This window comes from Actinokineospora sp. NPDC051303 (assembly GCF_055586285.1).
The window spans coordinates 24,894-43,460 of sequence record NZ_JBVJIN010000024.1 but is presented as its reverse complement, the minus strand read 5'-3'; the positions used below and the strand labels follow the sequence as shown (position 1 = coordinate 43,460).

Here is an 18,567-nt window from a genome sequence, read left to right as displayed (position 1 = left end):
CCGGTGGCGGCTGAGACGGTGGGAGACGACCAGGCGGGCGGGCGCTCGATGTACCTGATCGACGGTCGCCGCGTCACGGTTTCCGACCTGCTGGAGGCCGGTCTGATCCCCGCGGGCGCGAAGCTCAGGTTCAAGCGCAATCGCATCGGCGCCACCTACGACGCGACAGTGACCGACAGCGGCCGGATTCGGCTCGAACCCGCGGGCGAGGAGTTCCGCTCGCCCTCCCGGGCGGCCATGGTGGCGGCGAGAATGCGGGCGGTCGACGGTTGGCGGGCGTGGCAGGTGGTCGACCAGAATCGCTTGCTGGACGCGGTGCGCCAAGAACTGCTCGACCAGACGATCTCGTCGGCGACGGCCGCGGCCCACCGGCAAACCGAGGACAAGGCGCGTCAGCGCCTTCACGAGCGCCTCAGGCAAGCGCGCGACCGCGCCGACAGCAAGGACCCTGAACGCGTCTCCGTCCGCGAACTGCTGGGGCTCTGGGGAGCCACGGACCGCGGCGACCAGGTCAGCCAGATCGAGGCGGACCTGGCCAACCACGGTCTGGTCACCTCGCCCAGCTTCCGAGCGGTGACTCTCGACACCGTGGTGTCGCTGACCACGCCGCCGGACGACGCCCAGGAGACCGCGAAGGCTGAACCGTCCGATATGGACGAACTGCCGGTGGTCGAGGACGACGAGGACGGCGACCTGAACGTCCGCCTGACGGTGGGAAACCTGTCCCCGCTTCGCGGTGTGGAATCCGTCGGGCCCAACAGCACGCTCGAAGAAGCGATCACCAAGATGGTCCTCAACGACTATTCCCAACTGGCCGTCCTCAGTGGACTCCGGAACGTGCGTGGCGCCGTGACGTGGCGCTCGATCACCCAGGCGATGCAGGGGAAGCCCGGCGCGAGCGTCGCCGACGCGATCGAGACCCAGGTGGAGGTCGTCTCCTACGATCGCGATCTCTTCGAGGTTCTTCCCACACTGCAACAGCGCGAGTTCGTGTTCGTGCTGGACGAGAGCAAGGCGGTCAAGGGCATCGTCACGACGGCCGACGTGGCGCAGCGCTACGGCGAGATGGCCACGCCGTTCTTCCAAGTGGGCGAGTTGGACCAGACACTACGCTGGATCTTGAGCCGCACCCTGGACATCGAGACCGTCAAGCCGCTATGCGGCAGGAAGATCAGCAGCTTCGACGACCTCTCCTTCGGCGATTACCAACGTGTTCTGGAGAACAAGGACATCTGGGAGAAGCTGGGGTGGCCGCTGGACCGGTCCATCTTCATCAATCGGCTGGAGGAGATCCGCATCATCCGGAACAAGGTGATGCACTTCCATCCCGACCCGGTGTCCGAGGACGCGGTCGACAAGCTCCGGAGGTTCAACAACACGCTGCACCGGTACCGCGATCCGGTGTGACCGACCGGCCGGGCAGGCGGTGGTCAGGGGCGCAGCAGGTAGGCGATCAGCTTGCGGCGGTCGGCGGCGTTGTCCGGCCGGGACTCGAACACGGCGCCGAGGAGTGGCAGCACCTGGTCGCGGGCCTCGCGGGTGCGCATAATTCGCTTCCACAGCAGCAGGTTGAGGTGGTAGCGCCAGTTGGGGGTGACGGCCAGCTTGAGAACGTTGCCGACATTGCGGCGGACCTTGGGCGGCAGGGCGCGCACGTCCTCGGGTGTGGTGAGCAGTGACTCGGGCAGCACGTCGAGGCCGTGCGCGGTCATGAAATCAAAGTCGGTGGGCCAGGCCGCCACCCACAGGTAGTCGACCATGCGGCACCAGCCGCGCAGGAAGGTCATCTCCAGTTCGGGCCAGGGTGCCGCGTCGACGGTCGTGATCGCGTCGACCACGACGTCCAGGCAGGTTTTGTGCGCTTTCCACAGGGCCAGGCGCGCTGGTTCCGGGTCCGTCGTCGGGCCGGAACCGCTTACCAGGGCGAAGTAGGCGCGCCAGTCGGTTACCGCGCCCGCGAGTTCCTCCGGCACCGCGGCGCCGGTCACGTAGCGGAAACGGGACCGAGTGGGCGGGTCGGCGACGGGCAGGGCGGGCGCCACCCCGGCGGCGACGGCGGCCAACCATGGGATGACGCAGAGCGTGTAGTTGCCGTAGCCCCACGGCGAGTCCGGGTCGATTCGACCGTCCTGTCTGCTGCGCGCGCCCAGTCTGCCGGTGCGGTACTGCCACTGGTGCTGGAACATCAGGCTCCACAACGGGTTCCGCCGGTTGTCGGCGCCGAAGCGATCGCCCGCGTTGGTGTTGTCGATCATCAGCCGGTAGGCGGCCATCCGCTGCTCGAAGCGGAACGGGTCGAACGTCCCGGTCAGCTCCGCCGCCGTCGTCCAGACCGAATGCAGATCCAGCGCCGCCAGCTCTTTCGGGTGGCCCATGGGCGACACTCCTCCGCGACGGTGGCCGGTCGGCCGCTTGCCGAGTGGCGCACGGTCAAGACGTCAGTGTCACCGGCCCGCGGGTGAGTGGCAACAGGGAGACCGGGCCTGATCACCCGGTCGGCGGTCAGGCCCGGTCTCCCGGGGTCAGCCCAGTGCCGCCGGGGAGCTGGCGTCTTTGAGGCGCAGGGTCGGCTGGCCGGAGCCGTCGGCGGGCACGGTCCACAGGTCGGGGGTGCCGTCGCTGCGGCGCAACGCGTAGCCGAGGGTGTTGTTGTCCAGCCAGGCCGCCTGGTCGTCGACGCTGTTGGTCTCCGCGGTGTGGGTGACCTTCATGGTCGCCAGGTCGAGGACCGACAGGCGCCAGCCCTCGGTGTAGTCGCCGCGGACGGCCTCCTTGAACGCGACGCGGGTGCCGTCCGGGGACAGCGACGGGCACTCGACCACGTCCTTGAGCACCGTGACCCGCTTCGCGGCGAAGTCGCCCTCGACCAGGTAGCGGTGCTTGTCGGCGTGCATGGTGGCGTAGAACTTGTTGTCGTCCTTGGTGAACGTGACGCCCCAGAAATTCAGGTCCGCGGAGCGGAAGGGCACGCCGTCCTTGACGACCTCGAACGACTCCATGGTGTCCACCCGCTCGCCGGTTTGGGTGTCCCAGATGCCGGTGCGGGTGGAGAAGTCCAGATCGGCGTAGCCGTCGCCGTCCACGAACAAGGTCCAGCCCACCATCCGGCCGCTCGGCGAGACCCGGACCCGGTTGGGCAGGCCGGTCACCTGGTGGGTCTCCCTCGGCTTGAGGTCCTTGTCCAGCAACACCAGTTCGACGGTGGCGAGCACGCCGTCCAGCCGCAGGCAGGCGCCCGTCCCGGCCGCGGCGTAGATCCGGTCGCACTTGACGTCGGAGACCGCGCGCGGCTCCGCGCTGTCCACAGTGGACAGGCTGGTGACCTGGCCGGTGGCGGTCAGGCTCAGCAGGCGCGGCCCCGGCTCCAGGGACACCGGCTTCGCCACGGTGACCGGCGCGTCCGGCTGGTGCTCCTGGCCGCCGCGGAACGCGACGTAGCCGACCACGGCCGCCGCGAGGCCGATGGCGACCACCACGGCGACCACGATCCGCGCCCGGCCGCCCGGCCGAGGGCGGGCCCCGGCGGGGCCCTGATCCGGACTGGCGGTCTGCTGGGCTTCTGCGGTGGTCTGCTCGGTCATGCGGTCACCTCGGGCTTGTCGTCGGTCTTGCTGGAGGTCGTGCTGGCGGTCTTGCTGGGACGGGTCTTGAGAAGCAGGGCGGTCGCCACGACGGCCACCGCGACGGCGACGGCCGCGATCCGGCTGGCCGTCTCGGGCCCCCAGGTCTGCCAGGCCAGGCCGAACAGCACCGAGGACACCAGGTAGGACAGCGCCTGCCCGGTCTGGATCAGCGCGATGCCGGTGGCGCGCAGCCGCTCCGGCAGCACCGGGCCCGCCAGCGCCATCAGCACGCCGTCGGTCGCGGCGTAGAACAGGCCGTACAGGGTGAGCACCGCGACGATCAACGGCCAGCCGCCGAGCGGCCCGAACAACAGCAGGTACACCCCGATCAGCGCGGTGTAGCCAGCGAGCACCACCGGCACCCGCCCGACTCGGTCGGCCAGCACGCCTAGCGGGAAGGCCGCCAGCAGATACACCAGGCTGGTGCCGACCGCCATCAGCGGGAACCAGCCAACCGCGATCTGCTCGCGCTTCTGCAGCAGCAGGTAGACGAACCCGTCGCCGATCACGCTGAAGCCCAGCAGGCAGGCGGCCAGCAGCAGCGTGCGGACCGGCGCCATCCGCAGCAGGTTCAGCGCGGCCCGCGGCGACACGGCGCTCGCGGCCGGCCGGGTCTCGCGGTGGTCGCGGACGAACAGCACCAGCACCAGCACGGCCATGGCGCCGACGCAGAAACTGGTGAACAGCACGGCGTCGAAGGCCCCGCCCGCCGCGGCGAGCACGCCCAGCGCCACGATCGGGCCGAGGAACGCGCCGATGCCGTCCATGGTCCGGTGCACGCCGAACGCGCGGCCCAGCGCGTCGGGCGGGCTGGACAAGGTGATCAGCGCGTCGCGCGGCGCGGTGCGCAGGCCCTTGCCCGCCCGGTCCGCCGCGATGACGAAGCCGATCGCGGTCGCTGACCGGCCCGCGGCGAGCAGGCCGAGCTTGGCCGCGGCGGACAGCCCGTACCCGATGCCAGCGACCAGCTTGCGGCGCCGGACGCGGTCGGCGACATACCCGCCGACCAGCCGCAGCAGCGCGGTCGCGCCGGTGTACACCCCGTCCACCACGCCATAGGCCAGCGGACTCAGCGACAAGCCGACCACCAGGTAGATCGGCAGGATCGCGGTGACCATCTCGCTGGAGATGTCGGTGATCAGGCTGACCGTGCCCAGCGCGAAGACGTTGGAGCCGACCAGCGTCAGCCCGCGCCGCCTCGACCCGCCGGAATCCGGGTCACGGGTCGCGGGTTTGTCGATGGAGGACAGGTACATCGGCGGCAACCTCCGTCGAGGATGGGCATTATGGGTGGCGGGTGCCCTGGAGAGCGGCCAGGGCACCCGCCGGTCTTTCACTCACTGATCACTGGTGACTGGTAGCTGATCAGTGGCAGGCGGTGGTGCCGCTGTCGGAGTAGGACTGACCCGCGACCGGCACGAACTGCCAGGTGTAGCTGCTGGAGTGCAGGGTCAGCTTGAGCACGCCCCAGGCGCTGCTGTTGCGGGCCTGGCTGCCGGTCTGGATGGTGCTGAACCCGTTCAGGCCAGTGCCGCCCATGCCCGCCACGAACTGCCGCACGCCACTGGTGGTGACGGCGCCGTTCGCGTCCATCTGGGCGAACCGCTCGTAGTTGTGGTTGTGCCCGGTGAGGATGACGTCGGCGCGGTGGTCGTAGAGCGCCTGGTAGAGCGGCTTGACCGCGGTGTTCGGGCCGTGGCTGGAGCCCGAGGTGTAGCGCGGGTGGTGCCACACGGCCGCGACGCACGGCATCGTGTTGGACGACAGGGTGGACCGCAGCCACTGCTCCTGGGTGGAGCCGGTGGAGCAGGACACCTGGGAGCAGTTGGAGTTCAGCACGATGACGCGCCAGCTGCCCAGGGTGTAGGAGTAGTACCCCTTGCCCGCGGTGCCCGCCGACGAGCCGAAGTAGTTGAAGTAACCCGACGCGCCCGAGGTGTGGTACTCGTGGTTGCCGGTGGAGGGCCTGGTGCGCGACTTGTGGCGGCCCCAGGTCGGGCCGTAGCAGTTGGTGTAGTCGGAGCTGCGGCCGTCCGGGTAGGCGGTGTCACCGGCGGCGAACACGGTGCCGCCGATGCTGTCCAGCAGGTTCGCCGTGGCCGCGTCACCCGAGGTGCCGCAGTTGGCGATGTCGCCCGCGCCCACCAGCACGGGGTCGGCCGCCTGAGCCAGCGGAGCGCTCACGCCGCCGGTGAACAGCGTGGCGGCGAGCGTGACGCCGATGGTGACGGCGGACGCGACCTTGCGTTTCCGTAACGCCATGGTTGGTTCCTTCCTGACCTGACCGATGTGTCCTGTGACACATCCGGGGCACCGTAGATCCGCGACACTGCTTGGTTCGCTCGGTTTGGCGAGCGGTGGGTGAACAGTGCGCGGCTTGTTTGATGATCAAGGGTGGGCGGCGGCCCGCTACCCCGTGGTGATGACGAGTTGCGGCGCGGTGGCCCCGGTTTCCCGGGAGTCGTAGTCGGCGCCGTCGTTGCCCGACGAGGTGAGGCCGATGGCGACCGTGCCGTTGCCGGTGACCAGCGGGGTGACATCTATTTCGTACCAGGTGTTTTGCGCGACCGAGGTCAGAGCGCCCAGCGGCACGCCGTCGATGGCGGGCTGGTTGTTGTACGTGACACCGGTTTCCGACCAGTCGGTGCTGGACATCGCCTGGACGGCGCCGCCGTTGTGGCTGTCCGCGCCCGGGGTGTCCCGCACGTGCACGCGGAGCTTGGCGCTGCTGACCGGGCCGGGCAGGTTGGCCACGGAGAACTTGAGAAATGTTCGCCTGATGGGGGAATTGTCCACCCCAACCTGGGTTTCCGTGCCGAAGTTCGCGTCCGGGCTGCCGCCGTCGACGTAGGTGTCGGCGACCGGGGTGAACACCCCGGTCACGACGGCGGCCACCGCCGGGGTCGGCTCGTCGTCGGTGGGCAGCAGGCGCTCGACAAACCACCACAGTCCGATGACGCCGACCAGCCCGGCGACGCCGATCTGGGCCGCTTTGGACCAGGACTGCTTGCGCGCCAACAAAAGCAGCGGGAACACCACGAGAACAACGGCGACCTGGCCGAGTTCGATGCCGAGGTTGAAGCTGAGCAGCGAGCCGATGAACCGGCCGCCGGACTGGTCGTCGAAGCTCATCGCGCTCGCGAAACCCAGGCCGTGCAACAAACCGAAGGCGAATACCACCAGCACCCGGTACCGCGTCTCGCCGCGCACGATGTTCTCGACCGCGACGTACACAATGGACGCCGCGATCAGCGGTTCCACGATCTCGGCGGGAATCTCGATCCAGCCCACCGCGGCCAGCGCGAGCGTGACGCTGTGCGCCACGGTGAAACTGGTGACCAGCCGGATGACGCCGCCCCAGTTCCGCGCGCCCAACAGCAGCAACACCAGGAAAAGCAGGTGGTCGATGCCGCCCAGGATGTGCTCCACCCCCAGGACGACGAACCGCGCCAGCGAGGTCAGCGTGCTCGGCTGCTCGACGTCCGCCGACTGCCCGCTCACCGCGGCGCCGCCGACCCGCAGTTCGTGGTGGCCCGCGTCGAAGACGTCCCGCCCGCTGCCCCCGCCAAGCTCGTAGTCGACAATGCTCGTGTGGTCGGCGCCGACGGCGTCTGTCTCGGAGAAAACGTTGTAGCGCACGGTGAACCGGCCGGTGGCGGCCGGGCAGCGGTAGACCAGGAGCGCCTGGGCGTAGTGGACCGCCTCACGCAGCGCGACCCCCGTGCTCTCCAACTCCCCCGCGCAGCGCGCGCCGTCCAACTCGATCCGCACCCGGTCGGTGAGATACGCCGCCAGCCGGTCCCGGTGCGTCACCAGGAAAGCCTTGCGCTCCGCCTCCTGCTCCTCGGGCGGCACCGGCCCGAGCAGGGCGGCGTCGGTCATCCGCTGATAGGCCATTTGCAGCCCGTAGCGCACCACCGGCCCGTCCTGCCGGATCGAGGACGTCCCCTGCGTCGGCCCCACGTGCGCTGAGGCTGCCGTCCCCGTCAACGACAGGAGAACACCGGCGAGAAGCACGGCGCCGAGCGCGACGCGAAGCAGCCGTCCGAGAGAGGGACGCCGAGAGGCTAAGGCGGGGAGGGTCGTCATGCCGGGGAGCGAAGCCTCCCGAAGCGGGCACCGCGCATCTTGATCATTTCCGGCCTGCGGCAGTCAGATGAACTTTTGATGTGTCGCCGATCACGCTCACTTTTATGTTCGGGCCGCGAGTCGCGAGCGGTCAGGCGGATTCCTTGGCGTAGGCGCCGAAGGATTTCTCGCGGGTGTGCTCCTCGTCCGTCTGGGGGATCTTGCGCAGCGCGTAGCGCAGGATGGGCGGGGTCATCAGGGAAGTGACGATGGCGACGAGCACGACGATGGTGAACGCGTCCGTGCTCAGCACACCCAGCCGCAGGCCGGTCATGGCGACGATCAGGCCGATCACGCCGCGGGCGTTGAGGCCCGCGCCGATCGCCAGCGACTCCCAGCGGGACAGGCCGCTGAACCGCGCGCCGAGGAAGGCGCCCGCGAACTTGCCGACGACCGCGGCCAGGACGACGCCGACGGCCGCCAGGAGCACCGGCGGCTTGGCCAGCGCGGTGAGGTCCATGCGCAATCCGGCGGTGGCGAAGAAGACCGGCGCCAGCACCGCCATCGCGAAGGTCCGCAGCGGGGCCAGCTTCTGGTGGTCGATCAGGCCGGACGAGCCGATGAGGATGCCGCACACGAACGCGCCGAGGATCGCCTCCAGCTTCATCGCGTGCGTGGCCGCCGCGGAGAGCAGGAGCAGGATCGACACGACCGCGACGGTGGGACCGGAGTCCGCGGCGCGGTTCGCGGCCCGCAGGGTGGCCCGGACGAGGGGGCGGCCAAGCAGGTAGGCCACCACCACGACCAGCAGCACGCTGCCGACCGCGACCAGGACCTGTCCGGCGCGGACCCCGGTGGTGGCCATCGCGGACACCACCGAGAGCAGCAGCCAGCCCACCACGTCGTCCACGGCCGCGGCGCTCACCGTGAGCTGGCCGATGTCGCGGTGCAGCAGCCGCATCTCCAGCAGGATCTTCGCGATGACCGGGATGGCGCTCACACACAGCGCCACCCCGAGGAACAGCGCGAACACCGTGCGGTTCGCCGAGTCCGCGAGCAGCGACGCGGGCAGCAGGTAGCCGACCGCGACGCCGAGACCGAGCGGGACGAGCAGGCCGCCCGCGCTGGTCCGCACCGCGGTCGCCCCCTGCCCGCGGACCACGCCGAGGTTGAGGTGGATGCCGGTGATGCCGACCAGCAGCAGCACCCCGACCTGGCCGACGGCGTCGAGCAGGTGCAACTGCCCCTGCTCGGCGGGAAACAGCCACGCGGACAGTCCCGGCGCGGCCCAGCCCAGCAGCGACGGCCCGAGCAGCACCCCGACGAGCAGTTCGCCGACGACCGCGGGCAGCCGCAGCCGGACGGCGAGCCTGCCCAGGACGGTGGCCAGGCCGAGCACCAGACCGACCTGCAGGAGGAAGACGAGTAGTTGGTGATGGGCGATGGGCGGGACCGGCGCCGCGGCCAGGGTCATGGTCATGGACTCCTTCGAGCGCGCGACCGGCGGCCGGTCGTCCACTGTGGACGATCAGCCGCCGGTCGCGGTCAGATCACACGGTCAGATGTTCCTGGCATGAGCCAGTTTCGTGGCAGGCTTGGTGCGCATGGCCGATGGTCGCCTGCCCACATCGGCCATGAGCGAACCGGTCCGCACAGCCCACGTGGCAGTGGACATTCCGTCCGCGCCACGGTGGACCAGCCCCGCCCTCGGTCACGATCAGGCCGCGAGCCAGTTCGCCCACGGCGCCTGCCACGAGCGAACCGGCACGCGACCGCATGGCCGCCTGCGATTCCGCCCGCACCACCGCGAAGCACCCGCCACCACTCCCGAGCAGACCGCACCACGGCCAACCTTCCCAGCACGCGCCGGTTCGCTCGTGGCATCGGGCGAACCGGCACGCGTTGCCGAATGACCGTAGACGGTTCCCTACTGTGGAGGATCCATCGCCGGGTCGCGGTCGGGCCACGCGGGCGGATGGCCTGGCACAAGCCAGTTCATCCGCCACCCGCAGCCCGCCGCGCTCACCCGAGTGACCGTGGACGATTCCGGTAGCTCCACTGTGGACGATTTACCGCCGGTCGGGTCGGGTTGGGTCAGGTGTTTCTGGCGGGGGCCAGTTCCTCTGTGGTGTCGGAGGCGAGTGGGCCGGTGCGCAGGGCTGGGTGGGTGGCAGACAGTTCCGGCAGCACGAACGCGTGCAGCCTGCCCGCCACGATCACCACCCTGGTCCACTCGTCGGAGTGGTCGCGCAGAAGCAGGTCCGTGCGGTGCTTTCTGGTGGCCTCGATGGTCGCGGCCACCTCGGCTCCGCCGCCGGTCGGCAGGGGGCTGAACTCCCGTTCGCTGACCTTGAGCCAGGCTTCGGTGTCCTCCTTGACGCCGTCGGCGAGAGCGCGCACCGCCTCCTCGTGCGTGACACCCGCGTCGCGGGCCTGCCAGTAGCGCAGCACGCGGGAGCCGTGCCCGATCATGCCGGTCATCGCGCCGCCGCTGGCGCCGAAGTGGCCGTTGCCGAACGAGTCGCCCGCGACCACGCCATTGGGCGTGAGCAAGGCGTCCTCGCCGATCTTCTCCACCAGGCGGAACAGCTTCGGCCCGTAGGTGAGCTGCACCTTGGCCAGCTCGGCCTTGGGAACCTCCACCAACAGCGAGGTCTGCTCCAGGAAGAAGTCCCGCAGCAGGTGCTGGTGCGCGGCGAAGTACTCGGCCGAGTCGACCGGGGTGCCCACCGGCACTAGGCCCGCCAGCACCGGGTCGAAGGTCTTGAACTCGGGCACCTCCACCAGCGTCCAGCCGATCTCGGCGTCGTCCTCGTGGCCGATGACGACCTGGCGGACCGTGTAGGGCAGGCCCTCCTTGTCGAACTCGGTGGCGATCCGCGCCCGGATGCGGCTGTCGATCAGCACCTCGATCAGGCCGGAGAGGTAGTCCGCCTGCGCGACGACCGGGCCGCGGCCATCGCCGTGGTCGATCATCACCTCCCGCTGGGTGAAGCCCAGCCGCTCGGCGTCCTGGCTGTGCTGGCCCTGGGCGACGACGAACACCTCCGGGACGCCGAGGTCGATAATCTCGGTGCCCGGGACGATCACCCGCTTGAACCGGCCCTTGTAGTCCAGGTTGCGGATGGCCTCGATGCGCACGCGCACCCGCCCGTCCGGCAACCGCTCGAACCCGGGCTGGTCCGGGCCGCGCCGGTTGGCCCGGCCCAGGCCCTGCGTCGGGTCGACCACCTGGTGGCTGAGGAACAGCCGCACGCGCGGCGACTCGACGCCCGCGGCCAAGTCCATGGCCTCGATGCCCTCAAGGTAGCGGCGCAGCAGCACCAGCAGCTCCTCCGCGCCGGAGAGGAACACCGAGCGCGACTCCAGCACCTCGGCCATGTCGCGGCCGATGACACTCGGGTCGGGCTCCGCGGGCGGGGTCGCCGCGCCCTGGGCGAGGACGACCCGGTTGGGCAGGCCGTCGACCCAGCGGTCATCGATGTGCTCGCTGTGCCGCAGCACGCCGCCGACGTGCGAGTCCAGGTCGAAGCCGCTGACCACCTCGTCGGCGGCGACGTCGCCGGACTGGGTTTTGGTGCTGTAGAAGCATTCCGAGAGCAGGAACAGGCTGCCGTCGCCGCGCTTGGGGATGCCGTCCGCGCCGTAGCGGGCGAGCATCATCCGGTCGATCTCGGCGAGGTGGTGGTAGAGCTCCTCGCGCACCTGCCAGTGCATGACGCCGAAGTTGGGGTCGCCGCGCATCTCGACGCCGACCGACCGCCTGCCCATGGCCACCGACCACAGCATCGCCATCATGTTGGTCCCGCCCAGGCCCAGGGCCAGGAACTCCGGGTCGCGGACGCCGGTGAGGTTCTCCGCCCGGTCGCCGACCGTGGTGTGGTCGAGCGCTTCCGGCGCGGTCTTGGGCGCCGCGGGCTTGAGCACGGTCACCGTCAGCGCGATCGCGACGAGCACGAACCCCGCGCCGATCAGGAACGCGAGCTGGTAGCCGCTGGTCAGCGCCTCGGCCATCGGCTCGCCAGCGGCGACGGCGTCGCGGGTGCGGGCGGTCGACAGGGCCGCCAGCACCGCGAGGCCGAGCGCAGGGCCGATCTGCTGGGTGGTGCTGACCAGCCCGGAGCGCACGCCCGCGTCCTCGCTGGTGGCCTGGGACATGGCCGCGGTGAGCAGCGCCGGGAAGCAGATGCCCGCGCCGACGCCGAGCAGCACCATGACCGGGAAGACGTCGGCCCAGTAGGTCCCCTCGACCGGCACCCGGGCGAAGAACGCCAGGCCGCCCGCGACGAGCAGCAGGCCGGGCACCAGCACGGTGCGGGCGTCGACCTTCTCGATCAGCTTCGGCGCGGCCTTGAGCGAGAGCACCGCGATGGCGACCGTCAGCGGCAGGTACGCGAAGCCGATCTCGGCGACGCTGTAGCGCAGGACGTTCTGCAGGTACAGCGCGCCGAGGAAGAACATGCCCGCGAAGCCAGCCACCATCAGCGTCTGGATGAGGTTCGCCCAGCCCACGTTGCGCGCGCGGAAGATGCCCAGCGGCACCAGCGGGTTCTTCGCCCGCGCCTGGCGGTAGACGAACCCGAGCACCAGCACCAGCGCGCCCGCGGCCAGCAGCAGCGTGCGCGCCGAGGCCCAGCCGTGGTCGACGGCCTGGACGATGGTGTAGGTCAGCAGCGACAGACCCGCGGTGATCAGCACGCCGCCGAGCACGTCGGCGCCCTTGCCGGGGTCGCTGTCGCGGTTCTCATCGAGCAGCCTGGTGGCGAACAGCATCGCCACGACGCCGATCGGCAGGTTGACGAAGAAGATCCAGTGCCAGTTGACCGCCTCAGTGAGCGCCGCGCCCGCGAGCAGGCCGACCGACGCGCCGGACGCGGCGACGAACGCGTAGATGCTGATCGCGCGCGCCTGTTCCCGCCGTCCCGGGAAGATCGTGACGATCATGCCGAGCACCACGGCCGAGGCCATCGCGCCGCCGATGCCCTGCACGAACCGGGCGGCGATCAGCATCTCCTTGGTCTGCGCGAGGCCGCACGCCGCCGACGCTGCGGTGAACAGCCCGAGACCGCCGAGGAACAGGCGTTTGCGGCCGAACAGGTCGCCGAGCCTGCCCGCCAGCAGCAGCAGGCCGCCGAACGGGATCAGGTAGGCGTTGACCACCCAGGCCAGGTCGGACTGGGAGAAGCCCAGCTCGGTCTGGATAGAGGGCAGCGCGACGTTCACCACGGAACTGTCGAGGATGATCATCAGGGTGCCCACGCTGAGCACCACCAGCGCCAACTGGCGCTCCCGTAAACTCCGCAGCACCGGGACGGGCCGCGGTTCAGGCGTGGTCCGCATCAGGCGCCACCCGCCGTGGCCAGCTCGGCGTCGGCCATGACCGGCTCGGCGGGCTCAGGAGCCTGGCCGCGCAGCGCGGGGTGCACCTGGCTCAGCGGCGGCAGCGGCTCGGCGTAGGTGCGGCCGCTGCGGATGACCAGCCTGCGCCAGTCGGAGTAGTCCAGCGGCGCGAGGGAGTGCCGGTGCCGCCGGGTCGCGTCGATCGTGGTCGCCCGCTCCGTGGTGGACTTGCCGCTGGCCGCGGAGATCTTCTCGATGCGCTCGGCGCCGAAGTTGATCGGCACGGCCTGGCTGAACTCCTGGGCGCTGACGTGCAGCCACCCGTCGGTGTCCTCCTTGATGCCGTCCGCCAGCGTGCGGACGGCATCCTCGTGCGGCACGCCCGCCGCGCGGGCCTCCCAGTAGCGCAGCACCCGGGCGCCGTGGCCGACCATGCCGGTGATGGCTCCGCCGCTGGTCAGGAAGTGGCCGTTGCCGAAGGAGTCGCCCGCGACCACGCCGTTGGCCGCGACGAGCGCGTCGTCGCCGACCTGCTCGACCAGGCTGAACAGCTTGGGGCCGTAGGGCATCTGGATTTTCTCCAGGTCCTCCTTGGGGATCTCGACAATGTGCGAGACCTGTTCGAGGTAGTAGTCGCGGAGGAGGAACTGGTAGGCCGCGAAGTACTCCGGGGTGTCCTTGTCCGTGCCCACCGGCACCAGACCGGCCAGGATCGGGTCGAAGGTCTTGAAGTCGGGCACCTGCACCAGAATCCAGCCGACCTCGGGGTCGTCCTGGTGGCCCACCGCGATCTGGCGCACCCAGTACTCGTTGCCCTCCTTGTCGAACTCGGAGGCGATGCGCCTGCGGAGACGGCCGTCGACCAGCACCTCAAGCAGACCGGCGAGGTAGTCGGCCTGGGCCACCACCGGGCCGCGGCCGTCCTGGTGGTCGACCTTGACCGGCTGCTGGCGGAAGCCGAGCCGGGTGGCGTCGCTGCTGTCGAAGCCCTGGGCGATCATGAACAGCTCCGGCACGCCGAGGTCGATGACCTTGGTGCCGGGCACCCGGACCCGCTTGAACTTGCCCTTGTAGTCCAGTTCGCGGATCTTCTCGATCCGAATCCCCTTGCGACCGTCCGACCGGGGCACGAACCCCTCGTCGCGGCGGAACCAGGCGAGCACGCCGCCGTCCTCGCTGGGGGTCACCACGCGGTGGCTGGTGAACAGCCGCACGCGCGGCCGCTCCAGCCCGCGCTCGCGGTCCATCTCCTCGATGGCCTCAAGGTAACGGCGTTGCAGGATCAGGACTTCCGAGGCGCCCGCCTGGAAAGTGGACGGGCCGTCGAGCACGTCGACCATGCTGCGGCCGATCTTCGACGGGTCGTGCTCGGTCGGCGGCAGCGCGGACTGGACCACGGTCACGATGCGCTGCGGCTGGCCGTTGTGCCAGCGGTCGTCGATGAACTCGGTGTGGTGGATGATCCCGGAGATGTGCGACTCCTCGCCCAGGTGCGAGTCGAGGAAGCCGGTGACGACCTCGTCCGCGGCGACCGCGCCCGCCGCGGTGTCCGGGTGGTAGAAGCACTCGGCGAGCAGGAACGGCTTGCCGTCCTGTCGCTTCGGGACGCCGTCGGGGCCGTAGCGGTCGAGCATCATCTGGTCGATCAGGCCGAAGTGGTGGTACAGGTCCTCGCGGATGTTCCAGTGCACGCCCAGCGACGGGTCGCCGCGCATCTCGACGCCGACCACGCGCTTGCCCATGGCCACCGACCACAGCATCGCCATCATGTTGGTCCCGCCGAGGCCGAGGGCCAGGAAGTCCGGGTCGCGGACGCCGGTCAGGTCCTCGTCGTGGGGCTGCTCGGCGTCGCCGAGGGTGGTGCCGTCGAGGTGGCCGGGGACCGGGGCGGTCACGGTCATGGCGAACACGGCGAAGGTCACGACGGCGGCGACAAGGGCGATCCCCGCCGAGATCAACAACGGTGGGCGGGCGCCGCCCCCCAGCACAAGACCCGCGGCCCCGAGCACGACAGTCGTGGCCACCGGGACCATGAGCGCGGTCTGGCGCGCGCGGCCCGACCACGCCCGCTTCCAGAGTCGTGTGGGACTAACGGTCTTGCCCATCGTGCGATTCCTTTACTTGAGTCGCGTTTGGTGAGACAGACAGAAAAAGGGGCGAAGCACCAGAGTGCCGTGGCTTGGGACCAGAACCCCGCAGTGGTCCGGACCAACCTTCAGATGAACCACAGGCCGCCGCGTCACCCCCTCAGGTCGTCACTATAGCGGCGAAGCTGACATGTGTGAGCGGAATGCCTTAAAGAGTGCTTCCGGCCGCTGACAGATACCGCCAGGTGTCGGCATTGGCCCAGGATCACCCGAACGCTCTAAATCGAATACGCCCGGAGCGGCCGATCGGATGCTCCGGTGCTGGCGAATGGCGGATTTCCGGTGGAACACGGGCGGCATCCGCGCCGGTCAGCGGCACAATACCGGGCCGCAGGCTGTGGCTTGACACCTTCGTATGATGCTTTTTGAGCATCCCAAACTCGGCGATCCCGCCCGGTTCGGACCCCCTGACCCTGGTCTGGAACGCCGGGCGCGACGAGAGCGGAGTGCTCGGCGGAGCGGCGGGGCCGCGCCGGAAGAAATCGATCCCAGGACCACCGAAAGCGCGCCGCCGGTCGGCCGAATGGCCTATCGGCGGGCTTTCATGAATAGTCGAAACGGCGCCCGGCCCACACCACCGATGACGACCGAAAGTCGCCTCGCCGAAAACTGGGGAAACAATGCCGATGCTCGATAACGGGCGCCGAGGAGCCGCGCGGCGAGTGCGAACGGCGGGCCGGACACCGACCCGCCGGGGGCGGCGCCGAAACGGGGCTCCGGAAAAGGGCACGCGAAACCCGGATTGGGTCGCTCTTTACCGCGTCAGCATACCTGGCCGGGACCGCGCCTGTCCCGGTCACGACTCACCTGTCAAGACCGCCCTGCACCGCTACCACAAGGAGCGTTCATGAGCCGACTCGCCGTTCTCGGTGGAACTCCGGTCCGGCCGGACCGGGCCTGGCCGCGGTGGCCGCAGTACGACGCCGCGACCGAGCAGGAGGTGGTCGCCGCCATCCGGTCCGGGCGGTGGGCGATCAGCTGGCCGAGCGACGGCACCAAGGCCCGGGAGCGGCGCTTCGCCGAGGAGTGGGCCCGCTACAACGACGTCCCCTACTGCGTGAGCGTCGACCACGGGTCCAGCGCGCTGCTGGTCGCCCTGGAGGCGCTCGACGTCGGCCCCGGCGACGAGGTGGTCGTGCCCGCGATGACCTGGGTCGCCCCGGTCACCGCGGTGCTGCGCTGCGGCGCGCTGCCGGTGCTGGTCGACGCGGACCCGCGGACCGGTTGCGTCACACCGGAAAGCGTCCAGGCCGGACTGTCCGAGCGGACCAAAGCGGTCATCGTGGTCCATCTGGGCGCGACGGTGGCCGATCTGGACGGCATCCTCGCGGTCACCGAGCGGGCGGGCGTCCCGCTGGTCGAGGACTGCGCGCAGGCGCACGGCGCGCGGTGGCGCGGCCAGGCGGTGGGCACCCTCGGCGCGATCGGGGTGTTCAGCTTCCAGAACGGCAAGGTGCTCGCGGGCGGCGAGGGCGGCGCGGTGATCACCAAGGACGCCCAGCTCTACCGGCGGGCGCAGCAGTTGCGCGCGGACTCGCGCCGCTACCCCGACGAGGAAGTGCCCGCGGGCGTGATGGAGCTGATCGAGGCGGGCGAGGTGATGGGCGCCAACTACTGCATGTCCGAGCTGACCGCGGCCGTGCTGCTCGACCAGCTTCCCCGGCTCGACGCCCAGCACCGGCACCGGGAGAAGGTCGCGGCCGAACTGGAGCGCGGGCTGGCCGAGCTGGGCGGTTTCGAGCCGATCCCGGTGCCCCCGGAAGCGGACAGCCGGTCCATCTACGAGTACGGAATTCTGTTCGAGGAAGGCACTTTCGGCGCCGTGCCCGCCACCAGGGTAGCCGAAGCGGTCAGCGCGGAGCTGGGCCTGACGGTCTACCCGCCGGACGCCCCGCTGAACCGGAGCCTGATGCTCCGGCCGCACACCAAGCGCAGGTTCGCCGAAATCTGGACCGAGGAAGGCCGCGCGCGGGCGGTCGGGCGGGACTTCTCCGGGGCCGAGAAGTTCGCCGAGTCGGCGCTGCTGTTCCACCACGGCGCGCTGCTGGGCGACCCGGCCGACGCCGCGGACATCGTCGCCGCACTGGCCAAGGTCCGCGATCAGCATGCCCAGCTCTGACCCGGGACCGCACGTCCTGCGGCTGACTCCGTACTACTACCTGGCCGGGCGCGAGCTGACCCACCGGGAGTTGCAGTACGAACCGATCGGCGGGATGCAGGTCCAGATCATGCAGACCACCGAGCAGATGTCCGCGCTCGGCGCCCGACAGACCGTGGTGTTCCCGCGCCGCCCGGGGATGGGCAAGACCATGGACGTCGACGAGCGCACCCGCTTCGAGCTGCTGGCGCTGCCGATCGCCCCGATCCCCACCCGGGCCAAGGGCTACATCGGACTGCTGGTGTCCTGGGGGCTGGCGCTGACAGCGTGGTGCGTGCGGCAGCGGCTGCGCGGCGGGCGCCGCCGGTTCTCGCTGATCCACGTGCATTGCAGCGAGCTGCCCTGGACGTTCCTGTTCGCGGTCGTGGCCAAGGCGGTGCTCGGCGTGCCGCTGGTAATCACCACGCATTGCAGCGCGATCGCCACCTTCCACCCGGAGAGCCTGCTCGGCAAGGTGCTCATCGGGCCAGCGCGGCTGTTCGAGCGGTGGGCGGTGCGGCGCGCGGACGCGGCGGTCGTGCTCACCGAGCGGATTCGCAAGGTGTACGTGGACAGCGGGCTCACCACCGAGGACCGGGTGCACATCGTGCCGGACGGCGTGCGGCTGGACGACTTCCGGCCGTCCGCAACGGATCCGGGGCCGGACCCCGACCAGCCGGTGGTGCTCTACTGTGGACGGTTCGCCCCGGAGAAGGGCTGGGCCGACTACGTTGCCGCGGCGGCCATGCTGGTGCGGGAAGGCACGGCGGCGCGGTTCGTGATGTGCGGGGACGGCAACGAGTTGAAGCACTGCCGGGCCGAGCTGGCCCGGCTGGGCATCACCGGGCAGGTCGAGCTGCGCGGGCACCTGGAGCGGGCCGAGATCGCCGCCGCGGTCAAGTCGGCGGCGGTCGTGGTCATCCCGTCCCGGCACGAGGAGCTGGGCGGGACGGTGCTTGAGGCGCTGACCGCGGGCCGGGCGGTGGTGGTCACCGACGTGGGCGGGCTGCCCGAGGTCGTCGGGCACGGCGCCGCGGGCCTGATCGTGCCGCCGTGGGACCCGCCCGCGCTGGCCGCCGCGGTCCGCAAGCTCTTGGAATCGCCGGAGCTGCGCCGCGAGCAGGGGGCGGCCGGGATGGCGCGGGCGGCGGGCTTCGACCTGGCCGCGGTGACCCGGCGGCTCGCCGAGGTCTACGCCTCGGTCGTCACCCGGCGGTAGGCACCCAGCCGTGAGGGTCGCCGGGCGGCGGCC

Annotated in this window: 11 protein-coding genes; 3 read left to right on the top strand and 8 right to left on the bottom strand. The window is 70.4% G+C overall.

What is annotated here, in order from left to right:
• Positions 1–3 precede the first annotated feature (3 nt).
• On the top strand, positions 4–1,407 hold the full coding sequence (locus ACZ6SD_RS19585) for a restriction system modified-DNA reader domain-containing protein (RefSeq protein ID WP_465318369.1): 1,404 nt from the start codon (positions 4–6) through the stop codon (positions 1,405–1,407).
• 23 nt (positions 1,408–1,430) lie between these two features.
• Here the strand turns inward: ACZ6SD_RS19585 and ACZ6SD_RS19580 are convergent, their stop codons facing one another.
• The 8 genes from ACZ6SD_RS19580 to ACZ6SD_RS19545 all read right to left on the bottom strand — a co-directional run bounded on the left by ACZ6SD_RS19580 (position 1,431) and on the right by ACZ6SD_RS19545 (position 15,136).
• Complete coding sequence (locus ACZ6SD_RS19580; RefSeq protein WP_465318368.1) at positions 1,431–2,375, bottom strand: Leg1-related protein; 945 nt, start codon at positions 2,373–2,375, stop codon at positions 1,431–1,433.
• A 147-nt stretch (positions 2,376–2,522) separates the two neighbouring features.
• The gene (locus ACZ6SD_RS19575) at positions 2,523–3,581 is read right to left on the bottom strand and encodes a TolB family protein (RefSeq protein WP_465318367.1); all 1,059 of its coding nucleotides are present in this window, start codon (positions 3,579–3,581) and stop codon (positions 2,523–2,525) included.
• The gene (locus tag ACZ6SD_RS19570) at positions 3,578–4,879 is read right to left on the bottom strand and encodes an MFS transporter (protein ID WP_465318366.1); all 1,302 of its coding nucleotides are present in this window, start codon (positions 4,877–4,879) and stop codon (positions 3,578–3,580) included. Before ACZ6SD_RS19570 ends, ACZ6SD_RS19575 begins: the two co-directional genes overlap by 4 nt.
• Before the next feature lie 109 nt (positions 4,880–4,988).
• On the bottom strand, positions 4,989–5,885 hold the full coding sequence (locus ACZ6SD_RS19565; RefSeq protein WP_465318365.1) for a metallophosphoesterase family protein: 897 nt from the start codon (positions 5,883–5,885) through the stop codon (positions 4,989–4,991).
• Between the two features lie 147 nt (positions 5,886–6,032).
• Positions 6,033–7,586, bottom strand: coding sequence for a HupE/UreJ family protein (locus tag ACZ6SD_RS19560; protein ID WP_465318364.1), 1,554 nt, complete (start codon positions 7,584–7,586; stop codon positions 6,033–6,035).
• A gap of 256 nt (positions 7,587–7,842) precedes the next feature.
• Positions 7,843–9,171, bottom strand: coding sequence for a cation:proton antiporter (locus tag ACZ6SD_RS19555; RefSeq protein ID WP_465318363.1), 1,329 nt, complete (start codon positions 9,169–9,171; stop codon positions 7,843–7,845).
• Positions 9,172–9,785: 614 nt separating this feature from the next.
• Positions 9,786–12,998 (bottom strand): MFS transporter, encoded by a 3,213-nt coding sequence (locus ACZ6SD_RS19550; protein ID WP_465318362.1) that lies wholly within the window; start codon positions 12,996–12,998, stop codon positions 9,786–9,788.
• A 32-nt stretch (positions 12,999–13,030) separates the two neighbouring features.
• Positions 13,031–15,136, bottom strand: a complete 2,106-nt coding sequence (locus ACZ6SD_RS19545) for a hypothetical protein (protein WP_465318361.1) — start codon at positions 15,134–15,136, stop codon at positions 13,031–13,033.
• A gap of 889 nt (positions 15,137–16,025) precedes the next feature.
• On the opposite strand from ACZ6SD_RS19545, the gene ACZ6SD_RS19540 reads away from it, so the two are divergent.
• Together ACZ6SD_RS19540 and ACZ6SD_RS19535 are read left to right on the top strand one after the other, a co-directional pair.
• Entirely contained in the window at positions 16,026–17,297 is a 1,272-nt protein-coding gene (locus ACZ6SD_RS19540) for a DegT/DnrJ/EryC1/StrS aminotransferase family protein (RefSeq protein ID WP_465318360.1), read from the top strand.
• Positions 17,284–18,534, top strand: coding sequence for a glycosyltransferase family 4 protein (locus ACZ6SD_RS19535; RefSeq protein WP_465318359.1), 1,251 nt, complete (start codon positions 17,284–17,286; stop codon positions 18,532–18,534). Before ACZ6SD_RS19540 ends, ACZ6SD_RS19535 begins: the two co-directional genes overlap by 14 nt.
• The last annotated feature ends 33 nt before the right edge of the window (positions 18,535–18,567 follow it).

Bases quoted from the DNA above. Each gene is read 5' to 3' on its own strand.
- ACZ6SD_RS19580 (WP_465318368.1), bottom strand. From the start codon at position 2,375: ATGGGCCACCCGAAAGAGCTGGCGGCGCTGGATCTGCATTCGGTCTGG.
- ACZ6SD_RS19575 (WP_465318367.1), bottom strand. From the start codon at position 3,581: ATGACCGAGCAGACCACCGCAGAAGCCCAGCAGACCGCCAGTCCGGAT.
- ACZ6SD_RS19570 (WP_465318366.1), bottom strand. From the start codon at position 4,879: ATGTACCTGTCCTCCATCGACAAACCCGCGACCCGTGACCCGGATTCC.
- ACZ6SD_RS19565 (WP_465318365.1), bottom strand. From the start codon at position 5,885: ATGGCGTTACGGAAACGCAAGGTCGCGTCCGCCGTCACCATCGGCGTC.
- ACZ6SD_RS19555 (WP_465318363.1), bottom strand. From the start codon at position 9,171: ATGACCATGACCCTGGCCGCGGCGCCGGTCCCGCCCATCGCCCATCAC.
- ACZ6SD_RS19545 (WP_465318361.1), bottom strand. From the start codon at position 15,136: ATGGGCAAGACCGTTAGTCCCACACGACTCTGGAAGCGGGCGTGGTCG.
- ACZ6SD_RS19540 (WP_465318360.1), top strand. From the start codon at position 16,026: ATGAGCCGACTCGCCGTTCTCGGTGGAACTCCGGTCCGGCCGGACCGG.
- ACZ6SD_RS19535 (WP_465318359.1), top strand. From the start codon at position 17,284: ATGCCCAGCTCTGACCCGGGACCGCACGTCCTGCGGCTGACTCCGTAC.